General features: G+C 38.3%; 22 protein-coding genes. 1 reads left to right on the top strand and 21 read right to left on the bottom strand.

All coding sequences use genetic code 11. The features are described from left to right. The first annotated feature begins 43 nt into the window (after positions 1-43). The gene (locus MKX78_RS08955) at positions 44-295 is read left to right on the top strand and encodes a hypothetical protein (protein WP_341050615.1); all 252 of its coding nucleotides are present in this window, start codon (positions 44-46) and stop codon (positions 293-295) included. Here the strand turns inward: MKX78_RS08955 and MKX78_RS08950 are convergent. The 21 genes from MKX78_RS08950 to MKX78_RS08850 form a co-directional block, all read right to left on the bottom strand. Continuing rightward, the gene (locus tag MKX78_RS08950) at positions 276-539 is read right to left on the bottom strand and encodes a hypothetical protein (RefSeq protein WP_341050613.1); all 264 of its coding nucleotides are present in this window, start codon (positions 537-539) and stop codon (positions 276-278) included. The genes MKX78_RS08955 and MKX78_RS08950 overlap by 20 nt on opposite strands. A gap of 11 nt (positions 540-550) precedes the next feature. Further along, positions 551-1300, bottom strand: a complete 750-nt coding sequence (locus MKX78_RS08945) for a distal tail protein Dit (protein WP_341050611.1) — start codon at positions 1298-1300, stop codon at positions 551-553. After that, complete coding sequence (locus MKX78_RS08940; protein ID WP_341050609.1) at positions 1300-3678, bottom strand: phage tail protein; 2379 nt, start codon at positions 3676-3678, stop codon at positions 1300-1302. The genes MKX78_RS08945 and MKX78_RS08940 overlap by 1 nt, the downstream gene beginning before the upstream one ends. Before the next feature lie 3 nt (positions 3679-3681). Further along, on the bottom strand, positions 3682-3954 hold the full coding sequence (locus tag MKX78_RS08935) for a hypothetical protein (RefSeq protein ID WP_341050606.1): 273 nt from the start codon (positions 3952-3954) through the stop codon (positions 3682-3684). 44 nt (positions 3955-3998) lie between these two features. Then, positions 3999-4469 (bottom strand): tail assembly chaperone, encoded by a 471-nt coding sequence (locus MKX78_RS08930; RefSeq protein WP_341050603.1) that lies wholly within the window; start codon positions 4467-4469, stop codon positions 3999-4001. Positions 4470-4521: 52 nt separating this feature from the next. Next, complete coding sequence (locus MKX78_RS08925; protein WP_341050601.1) at positions 4522-5025, bottom strand: phage major tail protein, TP901-1 family; 504 nt, start codon at positions 5023-5025, stop codon at positions 4522-4524. Between the two features lie 2 nt (positions 5026-5027). Further along, the gene (locus MKX78_RS08920; protein ID WP_341050599.1) at positions 5028-5441 is read right to left on the bottom strand and encodes a DUF3168 domain-containing protein; all 414 of its coding nucleotides are present in this window, start codon (positions 5439-5441) and stop codon (positions 5028-5030) included. Positions 5442-5445: 4 nt separating this feature from the next. After that, positions 5446-5886 carry an HK97 gp10 family phage protein gene (locus MKX78_RS08915; RefSeq protein ID WP_341050597.1) on the bottom strand — a complete coding sequence of 147 codons (441 nt, stop codon included), beginning with the start codon at positions 5884-5886 and terminating at the stop codon, positions 5446-5448. Next, the gene (locus MKX78_RS08910) at positions 5879-6211 is read right to left on the bottom strand and encodes a phage head closure protein (RefSeq protein ID WP_341050595.1); all 333 of its coding nucleotides are present in this window, start codon (positions 6209-6211) and stop codon (positions 5879-5881) included. The genes MKX78_RS08915 and MKX78_RS08910 overlap by 8 nt, the downstream gene beginning before the upstream one ends. Next, positions 6198-6512, bottom strand: a complete 315-nt coding sequence (locus tag MKX78_RS08905; RefSeq protein WP_341050592.1) for a phage head-tail connector protein — start codon at positions 6510-6512, stop codon at positions 6198-6200. The genes MKX78_RS08910 and MKX78_RS08905 overlap by 14 nt, the downstream gene beginning before the upstream one ends. Next, positions 6513-6650 carry a hypothetical protein gene (locus MKX78_RS08900; protein WP_341050590.1) on the bottom strand — a complete coding sequence of 46 codons (138 nt, stop codon included), beginning with the start codon at positions 6648-6650 and terminating at the stop codon, positions 6513-6515. It lies immediately after the preceding gene. 17 nt (positions 6651-6667) lie between these two features. Next, positions 6668-7666, bottom strand: a complete 999-nt coding sequence (locus MKX78_RS08895) for a major capsid protein (RefSeq protein WP_341050587.1) — start codon at positions 7664-7666, stop codon at positions 6668-6670. A gap of 21 nt (positions 7667-7687) precedes the next feature. Continuing rightward, positions 7688-8314, bottom strand: a complete 627-nt coding sequence (locus MKX78_RS08890; RefSeq protein ID WP_341050585.1) for a phage scaffolding protein — start codon at positions 8312-8314, stop codon at positions 7688-7690. Positions 8315-8440: 126 nt separating this feature from the next. Then, positions 8441-9454 (bottom strand): phage minor head protein, encoded by a 1014-nt coding sequence (locus tag MKX78_RS08885; RefSeq protein WP_341050584.1) that lies wholly within the window; start codon positions 9452-9454, stop codon positions 8441-8443. Beyond that, positions 9435-10856 carry a phage portal protein gene (locus tag MKX78_RS08880; RefSeq protein WP_341050581.1) on the bottom strand — a complete coding sequence of 474 codons (1422 nt, stop codon included), beginning with the start codon at positions 10854-10856 and terminating at the stop codon, positions 9435-9437. The genes MKX78_RS08885 and MKX78_RS08880 overlap by 20 nt, the downstream gene beginning before the upstream one ends. A gap of 13 nt (positions 10857-10869) precedes the next feature. Beyond that, positions 10870-12144, bottom strand: coding sequence for a PBSX family phage terminase large subunit (locus MKX78_RS08875; protein WP_341050578.1), 1275 nt, complete (start codon positions 12142-12144; stop codon positions 10870-10872). Further along, complete coding sequence (gene terS, locus MKX78_RS08870) at positions 12141-12860, bottom strand: phage terminase small subunit (RefSeq protein ID WP_341050574.1); 720 nt, start codon at positions 12858-12860, stop codon at positions 12141-12143. The genes MKX78_RS08875 and terS overlap by 4 nt, the downstream gene beginning before the upstream one ends. 64 nt (positions 12861-12924) lie before the next feature. Next, complete coding sequence (locus MKX78_RS08865; protein ID WP_341050573.1) at positions 12925-13173, bottom strand: hypothetical protein; 249 nt, start codon at positions 13171-13173, stop codon at positions 12925-12927. 70 nt (positions 13174-13243) lie between these two features. After that, a complete protein-coding gene (locus tag MKX78_RS08860; RefSeq protein WP_341050571.1) occupies positions 13244-13432 on the bottom strand; it encodes a hypothetical protein in 189 nt (62 codons plus the stop codon). Positions 13433-13541: 109 nt separating this feature from the next. Then, a complete protein-coding gene (locus MKX78_RS08855) occupies positions 13542-13685 on the bottom strand; it encodes a hypothetical protein (RefSeq protein WP_157733841.1) in 144 nt (47 codons plus the stop codon). A gap of 137 nt (positions 13686-13822) precedes the next feature. Next, positions 13823-14290, bottom strand: a complete 468-nt coding sequence (locus tag MKX78_RS08850; protein WP_095371164.1) for a sigma-70 family RNA polymerase sigma factor — start codon at positions 14288-14290, stop codon at positions 13823-13825. Between the last annotated feature and the right edge of the window lie 17 nt (positions 14291-14307).

Raw genomic sequence — 14307 nt, 5'->3', positions numbered from 1 at the left:
GTCACCTCCTGTCGAAATAGGTCTATCGAAGGGGGTGAAACTAATGGCGAAAAAAATATCAAAACAGCGATTTGAACAAATAATTAATGAAGTACAAGAAGTGACTAAGAAAGAATTCGCTAAAGGTCTTGAAGAAGCTTATGGACAAGAAAGAATTGTCCCATTACAAGAGTTTACAGATGAGATACTTCCAAAATTACTTAGTAAAACTTTTGTTAATGCAAACACTCATGCAGAGTATGTGATTCATGATATTTTATCTGAATTAGATTTACTTACAGATGACGGCGATTAAGTTTATTTTTCTCAAAGTCAGATTTGATTATTTCAGCGATTGCTTTACCATTAACCTTTACAGGAGTGGGCAGCTCCTGACCTTCCAAAAGTTCAAGGATTCTGTCCATCTTCTGTTCAATTCTATCGAGTGGAGATACAGTAGTCGTTTTAACTTCTCTATTTGTATTGATATACAAATCCTTTGGTTCTTTTCCACCTAAAAAACCTTTTGCTCTAACTGGCTCATACTTTGTTTCACTCATCATTATCCCTCCTAATAAAATCTTTCATCATAAATCAAATCACAATCATGACTTGCTTTTAATATAACTTCACCTGGTTGTAACAACACATAATTAGATGACATACTGACCGCTGACCTTAAATCTTTGCCGTTTAAAAATACCTTGCGACCATCAAAGCTAATGACTAACCTATCACCAGCAACAAACTCATAATTTAACAAAATATAAAGCCCTACATTCGACTCTAACTTAAATGAGCTAGTAGCCTGGGCGAAATCCACTTCAATTACCCAAGGTGTCTCTGTCTGTCCGGTGATTATAAATTGTGCCGTTGTTGTGCTGATCAGCAATCTTTTAGTTTCTTTTGTCTTAGATGCTTCGGGGCGCCAAAATGTCATAGTGAAAAGGTGTGTACCATTTACCTCCCCATCCTCCGTAACGCTGCTGAGAATACCATAGTAGGTAAACTCTGGTTCATCAGAAAAAGAGATAGTTACTGGCTCCTCTGTAGATAAAATTCCATTTAACTCATTTAACTTTTCACGCAATTCAAAGTCAGACTCACACACCATCATAGCCTTTACTGTTAAGGGGACAGGTGTTTTTGTCCTTTTCTTAAAACGATAAGAACCGTTAAAACGCTGTGTGGCATGAATTTCATTAGGAGACAAAGAGCGACCCTTTACGTCTAATACATAAAAGTAACCAGATATATCCACTCCGTTATGGATCATACGAAACGGCTCTCCTAGATACTCATCATAAGCAATATCAAACATTAATTTGGTCGCCTCCTTTGTCTAAAACTAGCTCGGTTTTGCTCACCTGAAATGTATTTAATAACTCCTTGTGCTTCGTGACCACCAATATTGATTACCGCATATTGTTCTTCTCTGTCTGGCAATTCAATCTCATTTACTTCTGCATTAAAGGCATGCTCAATAGCCCTTGTTCCATCACTAAATGATGTATCAAAGGTTGCAGTACCACCGATATTTGCTAGTGCTATATTTGGAGTAAATGCGCTTCTTGCAGATGCAGCCAAATTTGTCATCGATGACATGATTGGTTTTTTTGCTCTGGTAATTGATTTTGTAATAGGTCCGCCAAAGTCCATACGGTGGATATCAGATAATGGTCCTTCCTTTGCAGGAGAGAACGGCCATAAATCACGAACAGCACCAACGATACCTTCAACTTTACTGACGATTTTACTTTTCATTGCCATCAATCCATCAATAGCGCTTTGAATTATCGCTTTACCTGATGCATATAGGTCCATGCCAGTAAAAAAGGATTTGATATTGTCCAAAATATTACTTACTTGTTGTTTGGCTTCATTCATTTTAGTTCGAACAGAGTTGACTATATCGCTAAACTTCGATTTAACAGTTGAAACTATATTTCCTATAATCGTAGAAAAATAAGATTTTATACTACTCCAAATCGAGGAGATTTTACTTTTAGCCGAATTCATGTTTTCTGAGATTGAATTTCTTATTGACTGGAATTTTTCTACTGTTTTCTTCCATAATTCGACTAGGGTTTTAGTGAAAAAGGATTTGATTTTTGACCAAACATCTTTGAAAAAATCACTGATTGCAGAAAAAACTTTCTTTGTTACTGCCCAGATAGAATCCCAGTTTTTGTAAATCACTATAGCCAAACTAATGACTGTTGTTATGACTAGACCAAGTGGACCGCCCGCGAATCTAAATAGATTAAGTCCGATCTTCCCTATCATCGGTAATACTTTGAGGATCGCTCCACCTACACCCGAAAACAACTTAACTCCAAATTGGACAAGCTTTGGAACGACTTTCATTATGGCTCCGCCAAATCCAGAGAAAGCTGTACGAACTGCAATAATCGGTGGAATCAATGCCATGAAACCACCAGCTAACATTACACCTAGTGCAATTAATTTACCTACCCATGGATGAGCAGCCATCATGCTACTGGTCCAAGCAAATATACTGTTTACCACTTGAAGTACTTTTGCCCCTATTGGAGCTATCGCTATTCCTAAATTAACTAAAAATGTAGTGATGTTACCGATTAATGCAATTACAGTTGGTGCATTATCTCGAATATACCCCATGAATTTTTGAAATTGCTGATTCTCCGATAAAGCTTGCCCCCATTCCTTAAAACGAGCAGTAAGATTTTGCAATCCTGTCATCATATCCGAAGCAAGTGGGCCAAACGCGGTAAACATACCTATTAAGCCAAGAGTGATGTTTTTTACTATTGCCCATATTTTAGGACCATTCGTTTGAAGATATGAAATGAAATTTTGTAGTGCGGTAGATCCCTTTATTCGTTCCGTAAAATTTACGAACGACTGACCCATATTCTTAAATCCCTGTGCCATAAAGTCTGTCATCGGAGCAAACGCTACTGTAAGGTTCATAAACCCTTGGATTAGTCCGCCTAATCCCGACATTACTTTATCTAAAATTGGAGCAGCACTTGTATTTAAATATCCAAAAAACTGTTGTGCTGACTTCGAACCCATAAACTTATCAAAGCTTGATGACAAGTCAGCGACTGTACCTGCAACGCTTTTAAACATTGGATTTAATGATGACAAAGCTTTTTCTATTCCAGTCATGGCACTTGCAAAAGCATTGGCTGTTTGTGGGGCTATTGCATCTTGAACACCACTCCACGTGCTTTTGAGCTTATTTAACGCCTTCATCGCCCTAATATTTTCCTTCGTACTTTTTGCAGTACCATCTATTATAGATTGAATAGTTGGTATAGCCGCCGCACCAAAACTAACAGCCGCACCGCCAGCAATACCAAAAGCTGCCTCAAGAGCAAATGTGTTACTTCCTGCTACAGCAATCATTGGTCCAAGAGTACCTAATAGTCCAACAACTGCCGCTATGATTGGTACTAAAGCCGGGCTAGCCATTAACATGCCCCCTTGGAACATGTTGGCTCCTACTGTTCCAAACGCTCGAATCGCATTTGCTAGTCCCTCAATCTTCCTTTGGAATTTATTTATCCGTTTATTTGCTTCGCTTGTCACTGCATTAACTCTAACTGTAGTGGTTTCAGGGAGACTTCTTATCGTTTCCCTAACCCTTCGCATTTTTCGCCTGAATTCACTAATTCTTGCACCCACGATTGCACTTAAATGAGAGCTCAAGACTCAACCTCCCTTCGGCTTGAAATTCGGCTTAAACCCTTTGAATTTATTGTTCAAATCAATCATTCGCTCAAGGTTTTTATCAGTACCCGTTATACCTTTTTCTAAGTTTCTTCTAGCTTGATTTGCATTGAAAATCTTTCGCTCACTTGCCCGTTTAGCATGTTGTGCATACCTATTCGCCATGGCTGTTTTCGCCATAAGTTCATACTGATCTATTTTTCGATTCAGCGCTCCTATCCTTAATGCTTCGTACTCCCATGGCTCCCATGACATAATGAGGTCCACATCGAATATACCCATTAATTGAGCAACGTCACTTATGACTGTTTTGTAGTCTGTTCCGTCAGAAACTTCCGGTTTTCTTTGGCTTCCTCGATCATTTCTAGAATGGCCTTTTTCTCGTTTTCGGTCTCCCCGAAGTCGCTCATCAAGTTCAAGTTCTTCCAATATTTCTTGACTTTTTGTTTGAAAAAACCCGAGTTATCCAACTTTCGAAATGCATCCTTAAACAACTGATCTGCATCGCCATTTTCCTCAATGTGTTTCAAAATAGCATTTTCAATGGATTCGAGTGAAGGTTTCTCACTTTTCAAATGAGAAAGAGCACAATCCCAAAATGCTGATAAAAATAGAATGTCAAATTCTAAGAGTTTACTATAAATATTGATTAGTCCACCTTGCTTGTTGCCCTGTGAATCTTCCTCGTTATACTTTTCATTTGCTACCTTCTCAAATTTAAAATCTGTACGTGCCTCGTATTCTCTTTCACCGATTGTTAATACAGCCATTTCAATAAAACCTCCTCATATCAAATAAAAGAGACTGGCATTAGCCAATCTCTTAAGCTCCTGTGCTTGTTCCTGTTTCACCAGGTTGTTCAAATTCATATGCACTTGCATTTGTAATACCTTCTGGTAACTCAGTAAGGGTTCCTTCAACTGATTCACCCTCAACTTGGAGAGTCGCGCTAATTTCGATGAAATTATCTCCCGGGCTAGACTTTTCAACCGATTCAACTAAGCAATAAGCAAATACAGCATCATAAGTGCCTTCTTCATTTGCAATTAAGTCAACTTCCCACACTTTCAATTTCTTCTTTTGCTTAATCGCATTAAGTACAGCTAATTGTCCAGCATCCTTTTTTACTCCATAAGCAGTTAGCTCAAAGGATTCGCTATTCTGACCATAAGCCAAGATGCGCCCCATTTTAGATTGCTCATCCACTAACTCATTCTCGATAGAGTACGTACCTTCTGTTTGTTCAGCGACGACTAGTGCATCTGAGCCAACAGTTGCATCAACCGGTTGGATTAAAAGGATAGTATCCTTACCATTTTGCTTCATTTTTAGTCCTCCTGTTCAATATAAAAACGGACATTAAGAATCCCTTGATAAGGAAAACCAATGTCCGCTGGGCTAAGCACCCTCATATTTGGATCAATCATAAATTTAAACACTTTAAAACCCTCGACATGCCAATTTTCTTTTGTTAGAGCCATTACCATTAGGTTAAGCATTTGCATCGTTTCTCGCTTACCCTGTGCGTCACTGTAGCAATGTAAAACCCAAGGTATGTTTTCGCTGTAAGATGTTTTGCTCTCAAATGGTGATACAGTAGGCTCACCAACTGTCACATAAGGAAACGGTGTATTCTGATTAACATAATCATAAACACCTGTAATTACGTCGTTTAAATCAGCATCTTCACTCAGACACTTGAAAATCGCTTGTTGTAATGGCCATAGTGCTGTTTCTTTCATACTATCACGCACCTAATCTACCTAATTCACGTTCAAAATGACGGCTCCCTGCTTCAATAGCTGGTTGCCAATATGGTTGAGGTTTCATACCACGAGTGTAGACATAACGATTTAGTTTTTCTGACCAGTAAACCCAAGGGGTACGTCGGCCGTTTCCTGTACTACTATAGATTCCTGTGCCGTATTCAACATAAATGGCATAGGCAGCACCTACTATAATCTCAGCTGATAACCCTCGATTATAATAACGAATTTCGATTGAGCTTCTTAAATGGCCATCACCTGTTGGGGCTAATGCCTGGGCTTGACCTTGTATCAATTCAGCAGTCTCAGTAATAACTCGTTTAACCTCTATGATAAATTCTTTTTCAAACCTATCAATCGCTCTATCAAACTGACGTAAACCACCCATCTCTATACCGATACTGATACTACTTCTAGCCATCAGCTAACAGCCTCAAATCAACCCTCATGATTTCACTCTGACCGCCTTGATCCAACGGTTTACCAACTAACTCATAAGTATCTCCTTCACATACTACACGCATTTTTGTCGTTATATCGGTACGATATGGAAAATACAATTGTCTATCAAACGGGTGGTTAGCTTGTTGAGCACGGTAAATAACTTCTGATTTCGGTGTATCCAAAAAACCAATAGATTCACCATATGTCTCCCATTCTCCTGGTAACCAACCACCGCCTCCATCAGGAGTCTTTTTCCCTTCTACAAGGAATGCAACGTTATGAGGAAACTCAGCGTAATGCATGAAATCTCACTCTCCTGTAAGGCTTTAGATTACGCTTAATCTTTTCTGGGAGGTCAGTGTCGTATGAATAAGATACTGACCCCATAGAACGGCTAGATAATCCATCAGCTTTGATTTTGTGCCTTAACGACTCACCTATAAAAAGCCTTACACCTGCAGGTGGATCATAGCCAACGAATGTAGCACCACAATAATCCTCTGCATACTCCAATAAGATTGGCACCATCACACTTAAGTATGTTTGGTGCTTCTCCTTATCGATTCCAGCAATAGAAGATACCTGATCAATTAAATAGTCCATCTACTCACCTGCTTTGGCATTTGATTTAGATGTAGTAAACTTCTTTTTGATTTTTTTATATCCCGGTGGCATTTGAGACGGCTGAACAATCATTTTATGACCTTTATGGTTGATTACTTCGATTTTATTCTTGGTCATTCTCATCACCTCTCAAATTATGATCCTGCTGGAGCCTGAGGAATTGTATTAAAACGGAATTTTACAATGCGGACTGCTTTAGGCTCATAAACTCGGTTCCAACGAGCTCCTACATTCAGCTCAGTGTTTGTTGGGAATATATTTGCTACACCGCCTTCGTTCCATGCAACACCACGTGGATGCAAGATAAAGATACGACGGTTAACTAAATTCTCTTCACCAGAATAAGACATCCCATTTCTAACGATTTCAGTTTCGATGATACCTGGGTGTGAGCCATTACCAAGTGCAATTGCTCCTTGGCCAAAGATATAAACCTCTGATTGTCCTGTAGAACTGTCAAATGGCAGAGAATCATCAACGATAACTCTTTTCCCAAGAAAATAACCGATTGGGCGACCTTGTTCAGATTGCGGCGCATACTCAATTAAGTCTTGTTTAATCAGTTCAGCTTCTACTGCAGAGTTCATCATTACTCCTGTTAGTAAGTTCTTCGCATCACCCATCAATTGAGTAGCATCAATAAAAGTGCGTGCATTAATTGTTCCAGCTTCACCATCACGGCTTGTAATATCATGAATCTTTGCAGACATTGAGCTACTTTTGAACACACCAGATAGAGTAGCAAGGAGATTACGTTGCAAATCTCGAGCCCAATATGCACTAACTCTACTCGCAATTGCTCCAGCAGGGTCAGCTCCACTTAATAATGCTGAAAGACCATTAGCACCCCAAGCTTGTGTACGAGCTTGTTTGCGTGCCATATCTTTGTTGGAAGTAATTTTGCTAACATCCATATCCCCTGAATCTCTCATAACTTGAGATTCAATATTTTCTAGATCATTCCAAAAAGGCATGTTAATAAGTGTATTTGATCCACCTGCAAGGGAATTGAATTCCTCATCATTTGTAATAATACCGCTCTGGATTAATTCCGATTTTTCCATTGTTGCTTGAATAGTATAAGGTGTGAAAATCTCCGGTTGAATAACATCTGCTAATCTAGTGATTGCCATATATAATCATCCTCTTTTCTTTTATTTGGCCGAAGCCTTAAATTTTTTGTATAACTCGGGGTCATCCTTTAACAGGCGACCTTGCTCAGTGAGATTAAAATGCTCTTTGCTAAATGGATTATTCTGTGGCGTCGGTCTATTAGGTTCACTAGGGTGAGGTTGTCTTCCTTTTAGTCCAGACGGTTCATCTTCACCAAATAAATACGCATCTGACTCTTTTAAACTCTTAAGCTGTTCATCTAACCCAATCAAATTATCTCCATCTAAACTAATTTTTTCTTGATCAAGAAGTGCTTTAACTGCCTTTGGATTCTTCGCTGCCGCATCCTTCAAAGCTAATTCCAACTTGAATTCCTTACGTTGTGCAGCAAGCTTACTATCAGACTCTTCTTTAGCGTCAGCATTTGCTTTTTGTAAATCTTTAATCTGGTTTTGTAAATCCTTGTTATCTCCCACCTTTCTAGAGAGGTCAACCAGTTGCGTATCTCGGTCTGCAATTTGTTGTTTATATGTGGTAATCTCATTCTCTAAATCTTTGACCCTATCTGCCTCTGACTTAAGGGGGTTAATAACTTTACCATGACTTGCCATAACCTTCTCAATTTGCTCCTCAGTTAATCCGAGAGCCTTCAAATCTTCTCTATTCATTTTCATTCTCCTCACATTGTTTTTACGTGTTATGAACACGATAGGATAGCTATTTACCGCATAACTGCGAATAAATACATAAAAAATAGCCTTGTTTTACGTCTATTGGCTAAAGACAAGTTCATCCTAACTAGCAAATTTACTTTTCCATTCTTCAAAACTGGTAAACGGCATTGTTGTCGAGGGTGGACTTATCTCCTTTTGTGCCTTTTTTAAAGCTTGTTTGTAAGTTAATCCATCAACCATGTATTTCTCGGTTCGATCAGCGATTTCTTGTTGATAATCAGGGTCCATGTAATCACGACCGCGACGATACTCGGGTAATAACCCATTTACTTTTCTTAATTTTAGACAACGACAATTAATATCCATCGATGCCACGCCCCATAAATGCGGTCCCTTGGATTTTAATCCTCTATAAGTGAAATACCCTTGCTCATTTGTTTCTTTTCCATCTAGTTCCCTGTGTGCGTGTCTAACCTTTAAATCTAAGGCAGAAAGCCACACACCAGTTATTGTTGTATATTTAGCTGCTTGCTCTTCGGATTTTTCTCCGGCAAGGCTCCTAGATCTCCCCGCTTCGGTACGGACAACGGTACGTGCTTTATGCTGGTTAAACTTGACTGAGTTTTGTAATCGTCTAGCGATAACAGCATATCCTTCACCCGCCTGGATACCCTGAGCAATCTCGATATTAATGCGACGTATAATTTGGTTTCGGTGTTCCTCAAGAACCGACGAGAGCGTTAGCTTATCTATTGGATTTTTAAGGATTTGTTGGATTAGTTCCATTGTTGGTAAAGTAACTCTCATAGAATAACCGGTGCTCATTTGATACAGATACATATGTCTAAGATATCCCTCAAGATAGACGTTTTCAGTAGATGTTTGAAGGACTTTCACTATCTCTTTATACGCTCCATTGAGAACGCTGTTTATCTGTTTGAGTTCTTTATTTAATCGATTGTACTTGTTTACATCAGTCCACGATATTTCACCATCTTTGTCTGCATACTTAACATACATATCAGCTAAAATTTTTGTAATGTCCATTAGACGGCGATTAAAGATTTTTTCAATGTTCGATTCTGCCTTTTTGGCAAGTTTGTCAAGATGTTCTTCAATCTCCAGTTGGTTCATCTTCATCCTCACCACCTAGAGACTCTTGTTGCTCGCTATAAGCTGATCTTTCCTTTTCAACTCTCTCTTGCTCAAGTTGAACATCATCAACAAATGGATGCTTGGCTCTTAAAGTTTCATCTGACACAAGCTCTCTTGATTTGTTAATATTATCAATTTGTTCAGTTTCATTAGTGATCATAGACTTGTTAAACGAAAAGGAGTAGTTTTTATAATTCGCCTGAGTATTCTCAGCTATCTCTAGATATTCGCAAATAAACCACATCAGCGACTTAAGGCCTTTATTGAACTTTCTTTCTAGCACATTCGCTTTCATGTCTAAGAAAGAGTACAAAAACTGTAAAGCCACACCTGATGGATTCTGCCCGAAGCTATCTTTTGTTGTATCAACTGCTTGCCCTGCATCATAAATTAATTCAGCCAGCCTTTTTGTTTGGCTATCAACGGCAGCAACTGGAATATCCGCTTGGATTGTATCTACCCCCGATCCGGGTTCATCTGATACACTGATCGCTTTAAACTTTTTTAGATTCGTCATGAATTCCTCTAGTGATGTGCCTTCATAACCTTTTAAGACATAGATCAAAGCTGCTACATCTTCTATTGTGTTTGTAACATCACTAATTATTAACTCATAGGCATCAATTAATTGTTTGTAAAATACTAAATCGCCAACTGCTTCTTCGTTGTTTTTGAATTCAATGAACGGCACTTTTCCCCACCCATAACCCTCTTTTCCATAAAAGAAATGTGACTGAGGATTTAAGGAATACGTAACATCCATCACTATGCCGTCATCTGATTCCTCATAAAATGTCACTTGTTGGTCATCCCAAAGTTCAATTTTACGTGTGCCGTCATCAAGATCATAGAAGCGAATACCACCGGTTAAATTTTTTCGCTTTGTATTATCATAGATTGGTATAAATTCCTGAGCAGGAACAATCATATAATCAAATTCGCCATTTTCATCAATATATGGGTGCAACCACTCTTTTCCCTTGTTCGATGCGTTTTTAATTAGCTCTGGAATAATATCTTCAAAATCATCGCCTAATAATTCAATAATCCTTTCTAAGGCGAGGTCTTCACTAACGTTGCTTTCGATAGTGATTGGTTTACCAGCCAGATATCCAACTTTCTGATCCACAATACGCTTATGCCACGCGGTGGGTAATTTGTTATTTGTTGCATCTTCATCAACAACCTTAATATCCCCTTCATACGTGAAGATCTGTCGTTTTGTAATATCAGATTCATTGAAATAATATCTCACTCCTTCATCCATTTTAGAGGTGTCGTGTTTCTCGATATATTCTTTTATGATATCTACTGTTTTAGGACTATTAGATTTAATAAAAGAAATTAATTCATCCGTATGTGTAGCCGTTTCTGGATACAATGTTTTCACCTACTTATTTCAATACTCCAAATCCGCCTTTTAAGTCTGATACTTCGTAGCCGTCTAATCCGTACCAAATAGCAGAAAAGGTATGTGGATCTATATTAAATTCATCTTCTATAATGATTCCTTCTTTATCTACTGCAAATGTTAAGTCTTTTAATTCCCTAATAGTGTTAGGACAATTTTTAGAGCAGATAATCTTTTTGAATCGTTTCACTTTCTTTGTGTTTTGTGTACGGGAACCAGGGAACTTTTTAGCGGCCCTAATTCTAAAACCATTTTGCTTGTAAAACTTTATCGTTTTAGGTTCAGCTGTGTCAGCCTTAATCAATTCTTGAGTTTCTTTAAACTCTTTTATATCCTCTGCTGTCTCAGGATCCGTTTTCCCATTCTTGTAATACTCCCAAAATATATATAAGTATTTCTTATCATGATCAACAACCATTCGAAGTAATGCATTATAGGAGTTAACAAAACCAAAGTCCATACCATTTGCTTTTATTGGATTTCTAATCTCACCTATAACCTTTAATACTTCGTCATGCTCCCACTCTTCGAACTGAGGTAATACCAAAGTTCCATTCACACCAAAACGACCTTTACGAGCGATTCTGTGAAGGTCTGGATCATGTGTTTTTAAATCCTCTAATTGTTCTATATAACTTTCAGGCAAAAACAAATTATCATCGGCTGTAGAATGATGATAATAAGTATTGTTGATTACGATTGATTTCTTTTGATAAAGTTCTTCATCATCCAAAAGAAAATAATTATTAACTTGATCTTTGAAGAAATGTTTATAGGTCCAATTCCCTTTGCTGACTGGGTTTGTAGAAAGCAACATATGAAGCGAGAAAGTAGGATGACGTAAACGCCCTAACAGTTCTTTAAAACCCTCATACTTGACCTCTGAACACTCTTCTAACCAGACGATGGATATATTGTTAATGGACTTCAACTTTTGCGGTTTATCCATTCCTTTGAAGATGATCTTGCTTCCATTCGGGAATCTAATCTGCATAGGCGAAGTAACACACCTAATTTTATGGTCCAATTCTAAGTCAATTATGATTTCTTCTAATAATGAAAAAGTTGAGTCTCTGTGAGTATCGTATACTTCACGAACAACCAAGGCTGTTCTTTTTTCTTCTAACAGTTTAAGTATTAGCTTGAGAGCAACATGATAACTTTTGCTGGAACCATATCCACCGACAAGAAAGTAGAACTTTTGTGACCAATCAAAAATAAAACCTTCAAAGTGAGGATTGACTTCTTTTTCAATCATGTTCGCTCACCTTTTCGTTTGATTAGAATCTCAATCGGTTTATCCTCATCACCATGGCTAATCTTTTCGATTTCGGCACTAGTCTTATCTATGCTTAACTGTATCTGTTCAAGTTTAAGCCTTCTCTCGTCCTCTTCATGAGCAAGGTCATTGAATTGCTTAATAAGTGATCGCAACTCACTCATCGCTCTAGATTGGGCATTTATAAATGTTGCATGACGGTCCCAAGCAAATTGATATTCCCATTCACGTTCTTCTGCGAAATCAGAATCCTTTTTCTTTTTGAGCACTTTTATGATCTCGTCTTTATCCTCTACATACATTATCTTTTGTGCTCTTATGATAGCAGCATACTGAATCTGTATCTGGTCATAAATCAAATCAGCAGGTGAACGTTCTTGCATTTGCTCCATGATTTCTAATGTCTCAGCAGGAAGGAACTTGGAGAAAAATCCGTGTTTCTCTGCTGCCTTGTTCCGTTTCGTGAATTGGTTTTGAGGATTGGGATTTCCACTTCTTTTTCTTGTTGCATCTTTTGTAAATTGGGTTGCAACCTTCTTCTTTTGGGTTGCATCCTTTTTAGTGGGATCTCTCGACCATCCTTCACGGCTTTTTCTGCTCTTCAAAGTACCAATTTTTATATCATGCTTATCAGCAAGCGCCTTTAATGTAATTTTTGATGTCTCAAATTCTTTCCTTATTTCCTCCCAATTCATTACATGGCACCTACCTCCTGTCTTTTTTTACAAAGAAAAAAGACCTCGATTTGAGGTCTAAATTTTATTCTATCTCTTCTTCAATTAATACATGGATGTGAGCGTCATATGTTGAGTCTGCCTCATGGATGAATACGTTTTTCACCTCAAAAACCCCTGCAACACTATTCAAAGGGCGCTTTATTGGATCAGGTTTATACTTTACATCAATATAATCCCCGACCCTCGGAATTATTGGCAAATTAAAACTTTGCCCATTCACAGTATCCTTCGGTGAATTTGAAGCATACACCTTAACTTTAAAACCACTCATTTTTATTCTCCCTTTCTAGTTGCATCTGAACAAAACGTAAATCCTCCTGATAATAAAATTAATTACCCACCTACTTTATTCCCCATTGTCTGCCACCGCCTCCTGGATCAATTAAACAAGAAATCCAAGCTAGCCAATCACTTCCTGGTTTCGGGTTCCTTTTCCATCCTCCACCACCTGGGTCTTGGTGATGTCCACCTCGTGGAGGGTCAGAATGGTGTCCTCCTGGCTTAGGGTCTCTTAAGATAGTATTGAGCATCATATACCTCCACAACCTGGGTCAATATGATGACCTCCTACACCTAGATCTGAATGATAGCCGCCACCACCTGGGTCCTTCTTAATTCTTCCTCCACCTGGATCTTTTCTCATTTCAAAAGCCCCCTTCGTTTTTTAATAGGAATGGAATAACACACATCACAAACGCCATCATTGTCATGGTACTCATTATAATCTGTGATTACTGCCTCACATTTAGAACAAATCCACAATCCTTGTTTCACCTGCTCCATATGCAATCCTCCCCTTTTTATAACATAATTCGCCATAAAACGGGGTAAATCCTCCTATAAAATCACCGAAAGGTGAGCAACGCACAAAAATAGAGGAAGCAGCTTGTTTAACTGCCTCCCCTGTCCTGCCTTCCATTTTAGCATGCCGATTTTTCGTGTTTCAACAAATGCACAAAGTGGCTTTTTTGGCTCAAATGGTTCAATATGGTTTCTTTGGCTTTTTTGACCTGATTTCTAGATATACACAAATGATAAGATATCTCTCGGAATGACATGCCATCTAGGATACAATCATAAATGACTTTATCGCGTTCATCTTCCAATAATTCGGCAGCAAACTCAATAACATATACTTTCTCTCTAAGTCGCTCTAGCCTGTTATATAAACGTTCTTCACGTAAATCCATGTTATTTAACTCCGCTTGGCTTTTTCCAGAGCTTCCTTTTGGCAAAGTTGCCTCTATCCCATATTGAGCAACACCCCAACTTTTCATAGGTGTAGAATATCCAAATAGTACTTTTTCAAGGCGCTCCACTTCTTTTTTCATCCAATGATAATCTTTTAACAACGATTCGATTCTTTTAATGCTGGCAGCTTCTTTCATACAGGAACCCCCTATGT

This window comes from Cytobacillus sp. FSL R5-0569, from assembly GCF_038007265.1.
Lineage (GTDB): Bacteria > Bacillota > Bacilli > Bacillales > Cytobacillaceae > Cytobacillus > Cytobacillus kochii.
This window is presented reverse-complemented; position numbering and strand designations above follow the sequence as displayed.

What these genes read in the sequence shown, in the direction of transcription:
- MKX78_RS08955 (WP_341050615.1), top strand. Translation starts at nt 44, where the DNA reads ATGGCGAAAAAAATATCAAAACAGCGATTTGAACAAATAATTAATGAA.
- MKX78_RS08950 (WP_341050613.1), bottom strand. Translation starts at nt 539, where the DNA reads ATGAGTGAAACAAAGTATGAGCCAGTTAGAGCAAAAGGTTTTTTAGGT.
- MKX78_RS08945 (WP_341050611.1), bottom strand. Translation starts at nt 1,300, where the DNA reads ATGTTTGATATTGCTTATGATGAGTATCTAGGAGAGCCGTTTCGTATG.
- MKX78_RS08935 (WP_341050606.1), bottom strand. Translation starts at nt 3,954, where the DNA reads ATGTCATGGGAGCCATGGGAGTACGAAGCATTAAGGATAGGAGCGCTG.
- MKX78_RS08930 (WP_341050603.1), bottom strand. Translation starts at nt 4,469, where the DNA reads ATGGCTGTATTAACAATCGGTGAAAGAGAATACGAGGCACGTACAGAT.
- MKX78_RS08925 (WP_341050601.1), bottom strand. Translation starts at nt 5,025, where the DNA reads ATGAAGCAAAATGGTAAGGATACTATCCTTTTAATCCAACCGGTTGAT.
- MKX78_RS08920 (WP_341050599.1), bottom strand. Translation starts at nt 5,441, where the DNA reads ATGAAAGAAACAGCACTATGGCCATTACAACAAGCGATTTTCAAGTGT.
- MKX78_RS08915 (WP_341050597.1), bottom strand. Translation starts at nt 5,886, where the DNA reads ATGGCTAGAAGTAGTATCAGTATCGGTATAGAGATGGGTGGTTTACGT.
- MKX78_RS08910 (WP_341050595.1), bottom strand. Translation starts at nt 6,211, where the DNA reads ATGCATTACGCTGAGTTTCCTCATAACGTTGCATTCCTTGTAGAAGGG.
- MKX78_RS08905 (WP_341050592.1), bottom strand. Translation starts at nt 6,512, where the DNA reads ATGGACTATTTAATTGATCAGGTATCTTCTATTGCTGGAATCGATAAG.
- MKX78_RS08900 (WP_341050590.1), bottom strand. Translation starts at nt 6,650, where the DNA reads ATGACCAAGAATAAAATCGAAGTAATCAACCATAAAGGTCATAAAATG.
- MKX78_RS08895 (WP_341050587.1), bottom strand. Translation starts at nt 7,666, where the DNA reads ATGGCAATCACTAGATTAGCAGATGTTATTCAACCGGAGATTTTCACA.
- MKX78_RS08890 (WP_341050585.1), bottom strand. Translation starts at nt 8,314, where the DNA reads ATGAATAGAGAAGATTTGAAGGCTCTCGGATTAACTGAGGAGCAAATT.
- MKX78_RS08885 (WP_341050584.1), bottom strand. Translation starts at nt 9,454, where the DNA reads ATGAACCAACTGGAGATTGAAGAACATCTTGACAAACTTGCCAAAAAG.
- MKX78_RS08875 (WP_341050578.1), bottom strand. Translation starts at nt 12,144, where the DNA reads ATGATTGAAAAAGAAGTCAATCCTCACTTTGAAGGTTTTATTTTTGAT.
- terS (WP_341050574.1), bottom strand. Translation starts at nt 12,860, where the DNA reads ATGAATTGGGAGGAAATAAGGAAAGAATTTGAGACATCAAAAATTACA.
- MKX78_RS08865 (WP_341050573.1), bottom strand. Translation starts at nt 13,173, where the DNA reads ATGAGTGGTTTTAAAGTTAAGGTGTATGCTTCAAATTCACCGAAGGAT.
- MKX78_RS08860 (WP_341050571.1), bottom strand. Translation starts at nt 13,432, where the DNA reads ATGCTCAATACTATCTTAAGAGACCCTAAGCCAGGAGGACACCATTCT.
- MKX78_RS08855 (WP_157733841.1), bottom strand. Translation starts at nt 13,685, where the DNA reads ATGGAGCAGGTGAAACAAGGATTGTGGATTTGTTCTAAATGTGAGGCA.
- MKX78_RS08850 (WP_095371164.1), bottom strand. Translation starts at nt 14,290, where the DNA reads ATGAAAGAAGCTGCCAGCATTAAAAGAATCGAATCGTTGTTAAAAGAT.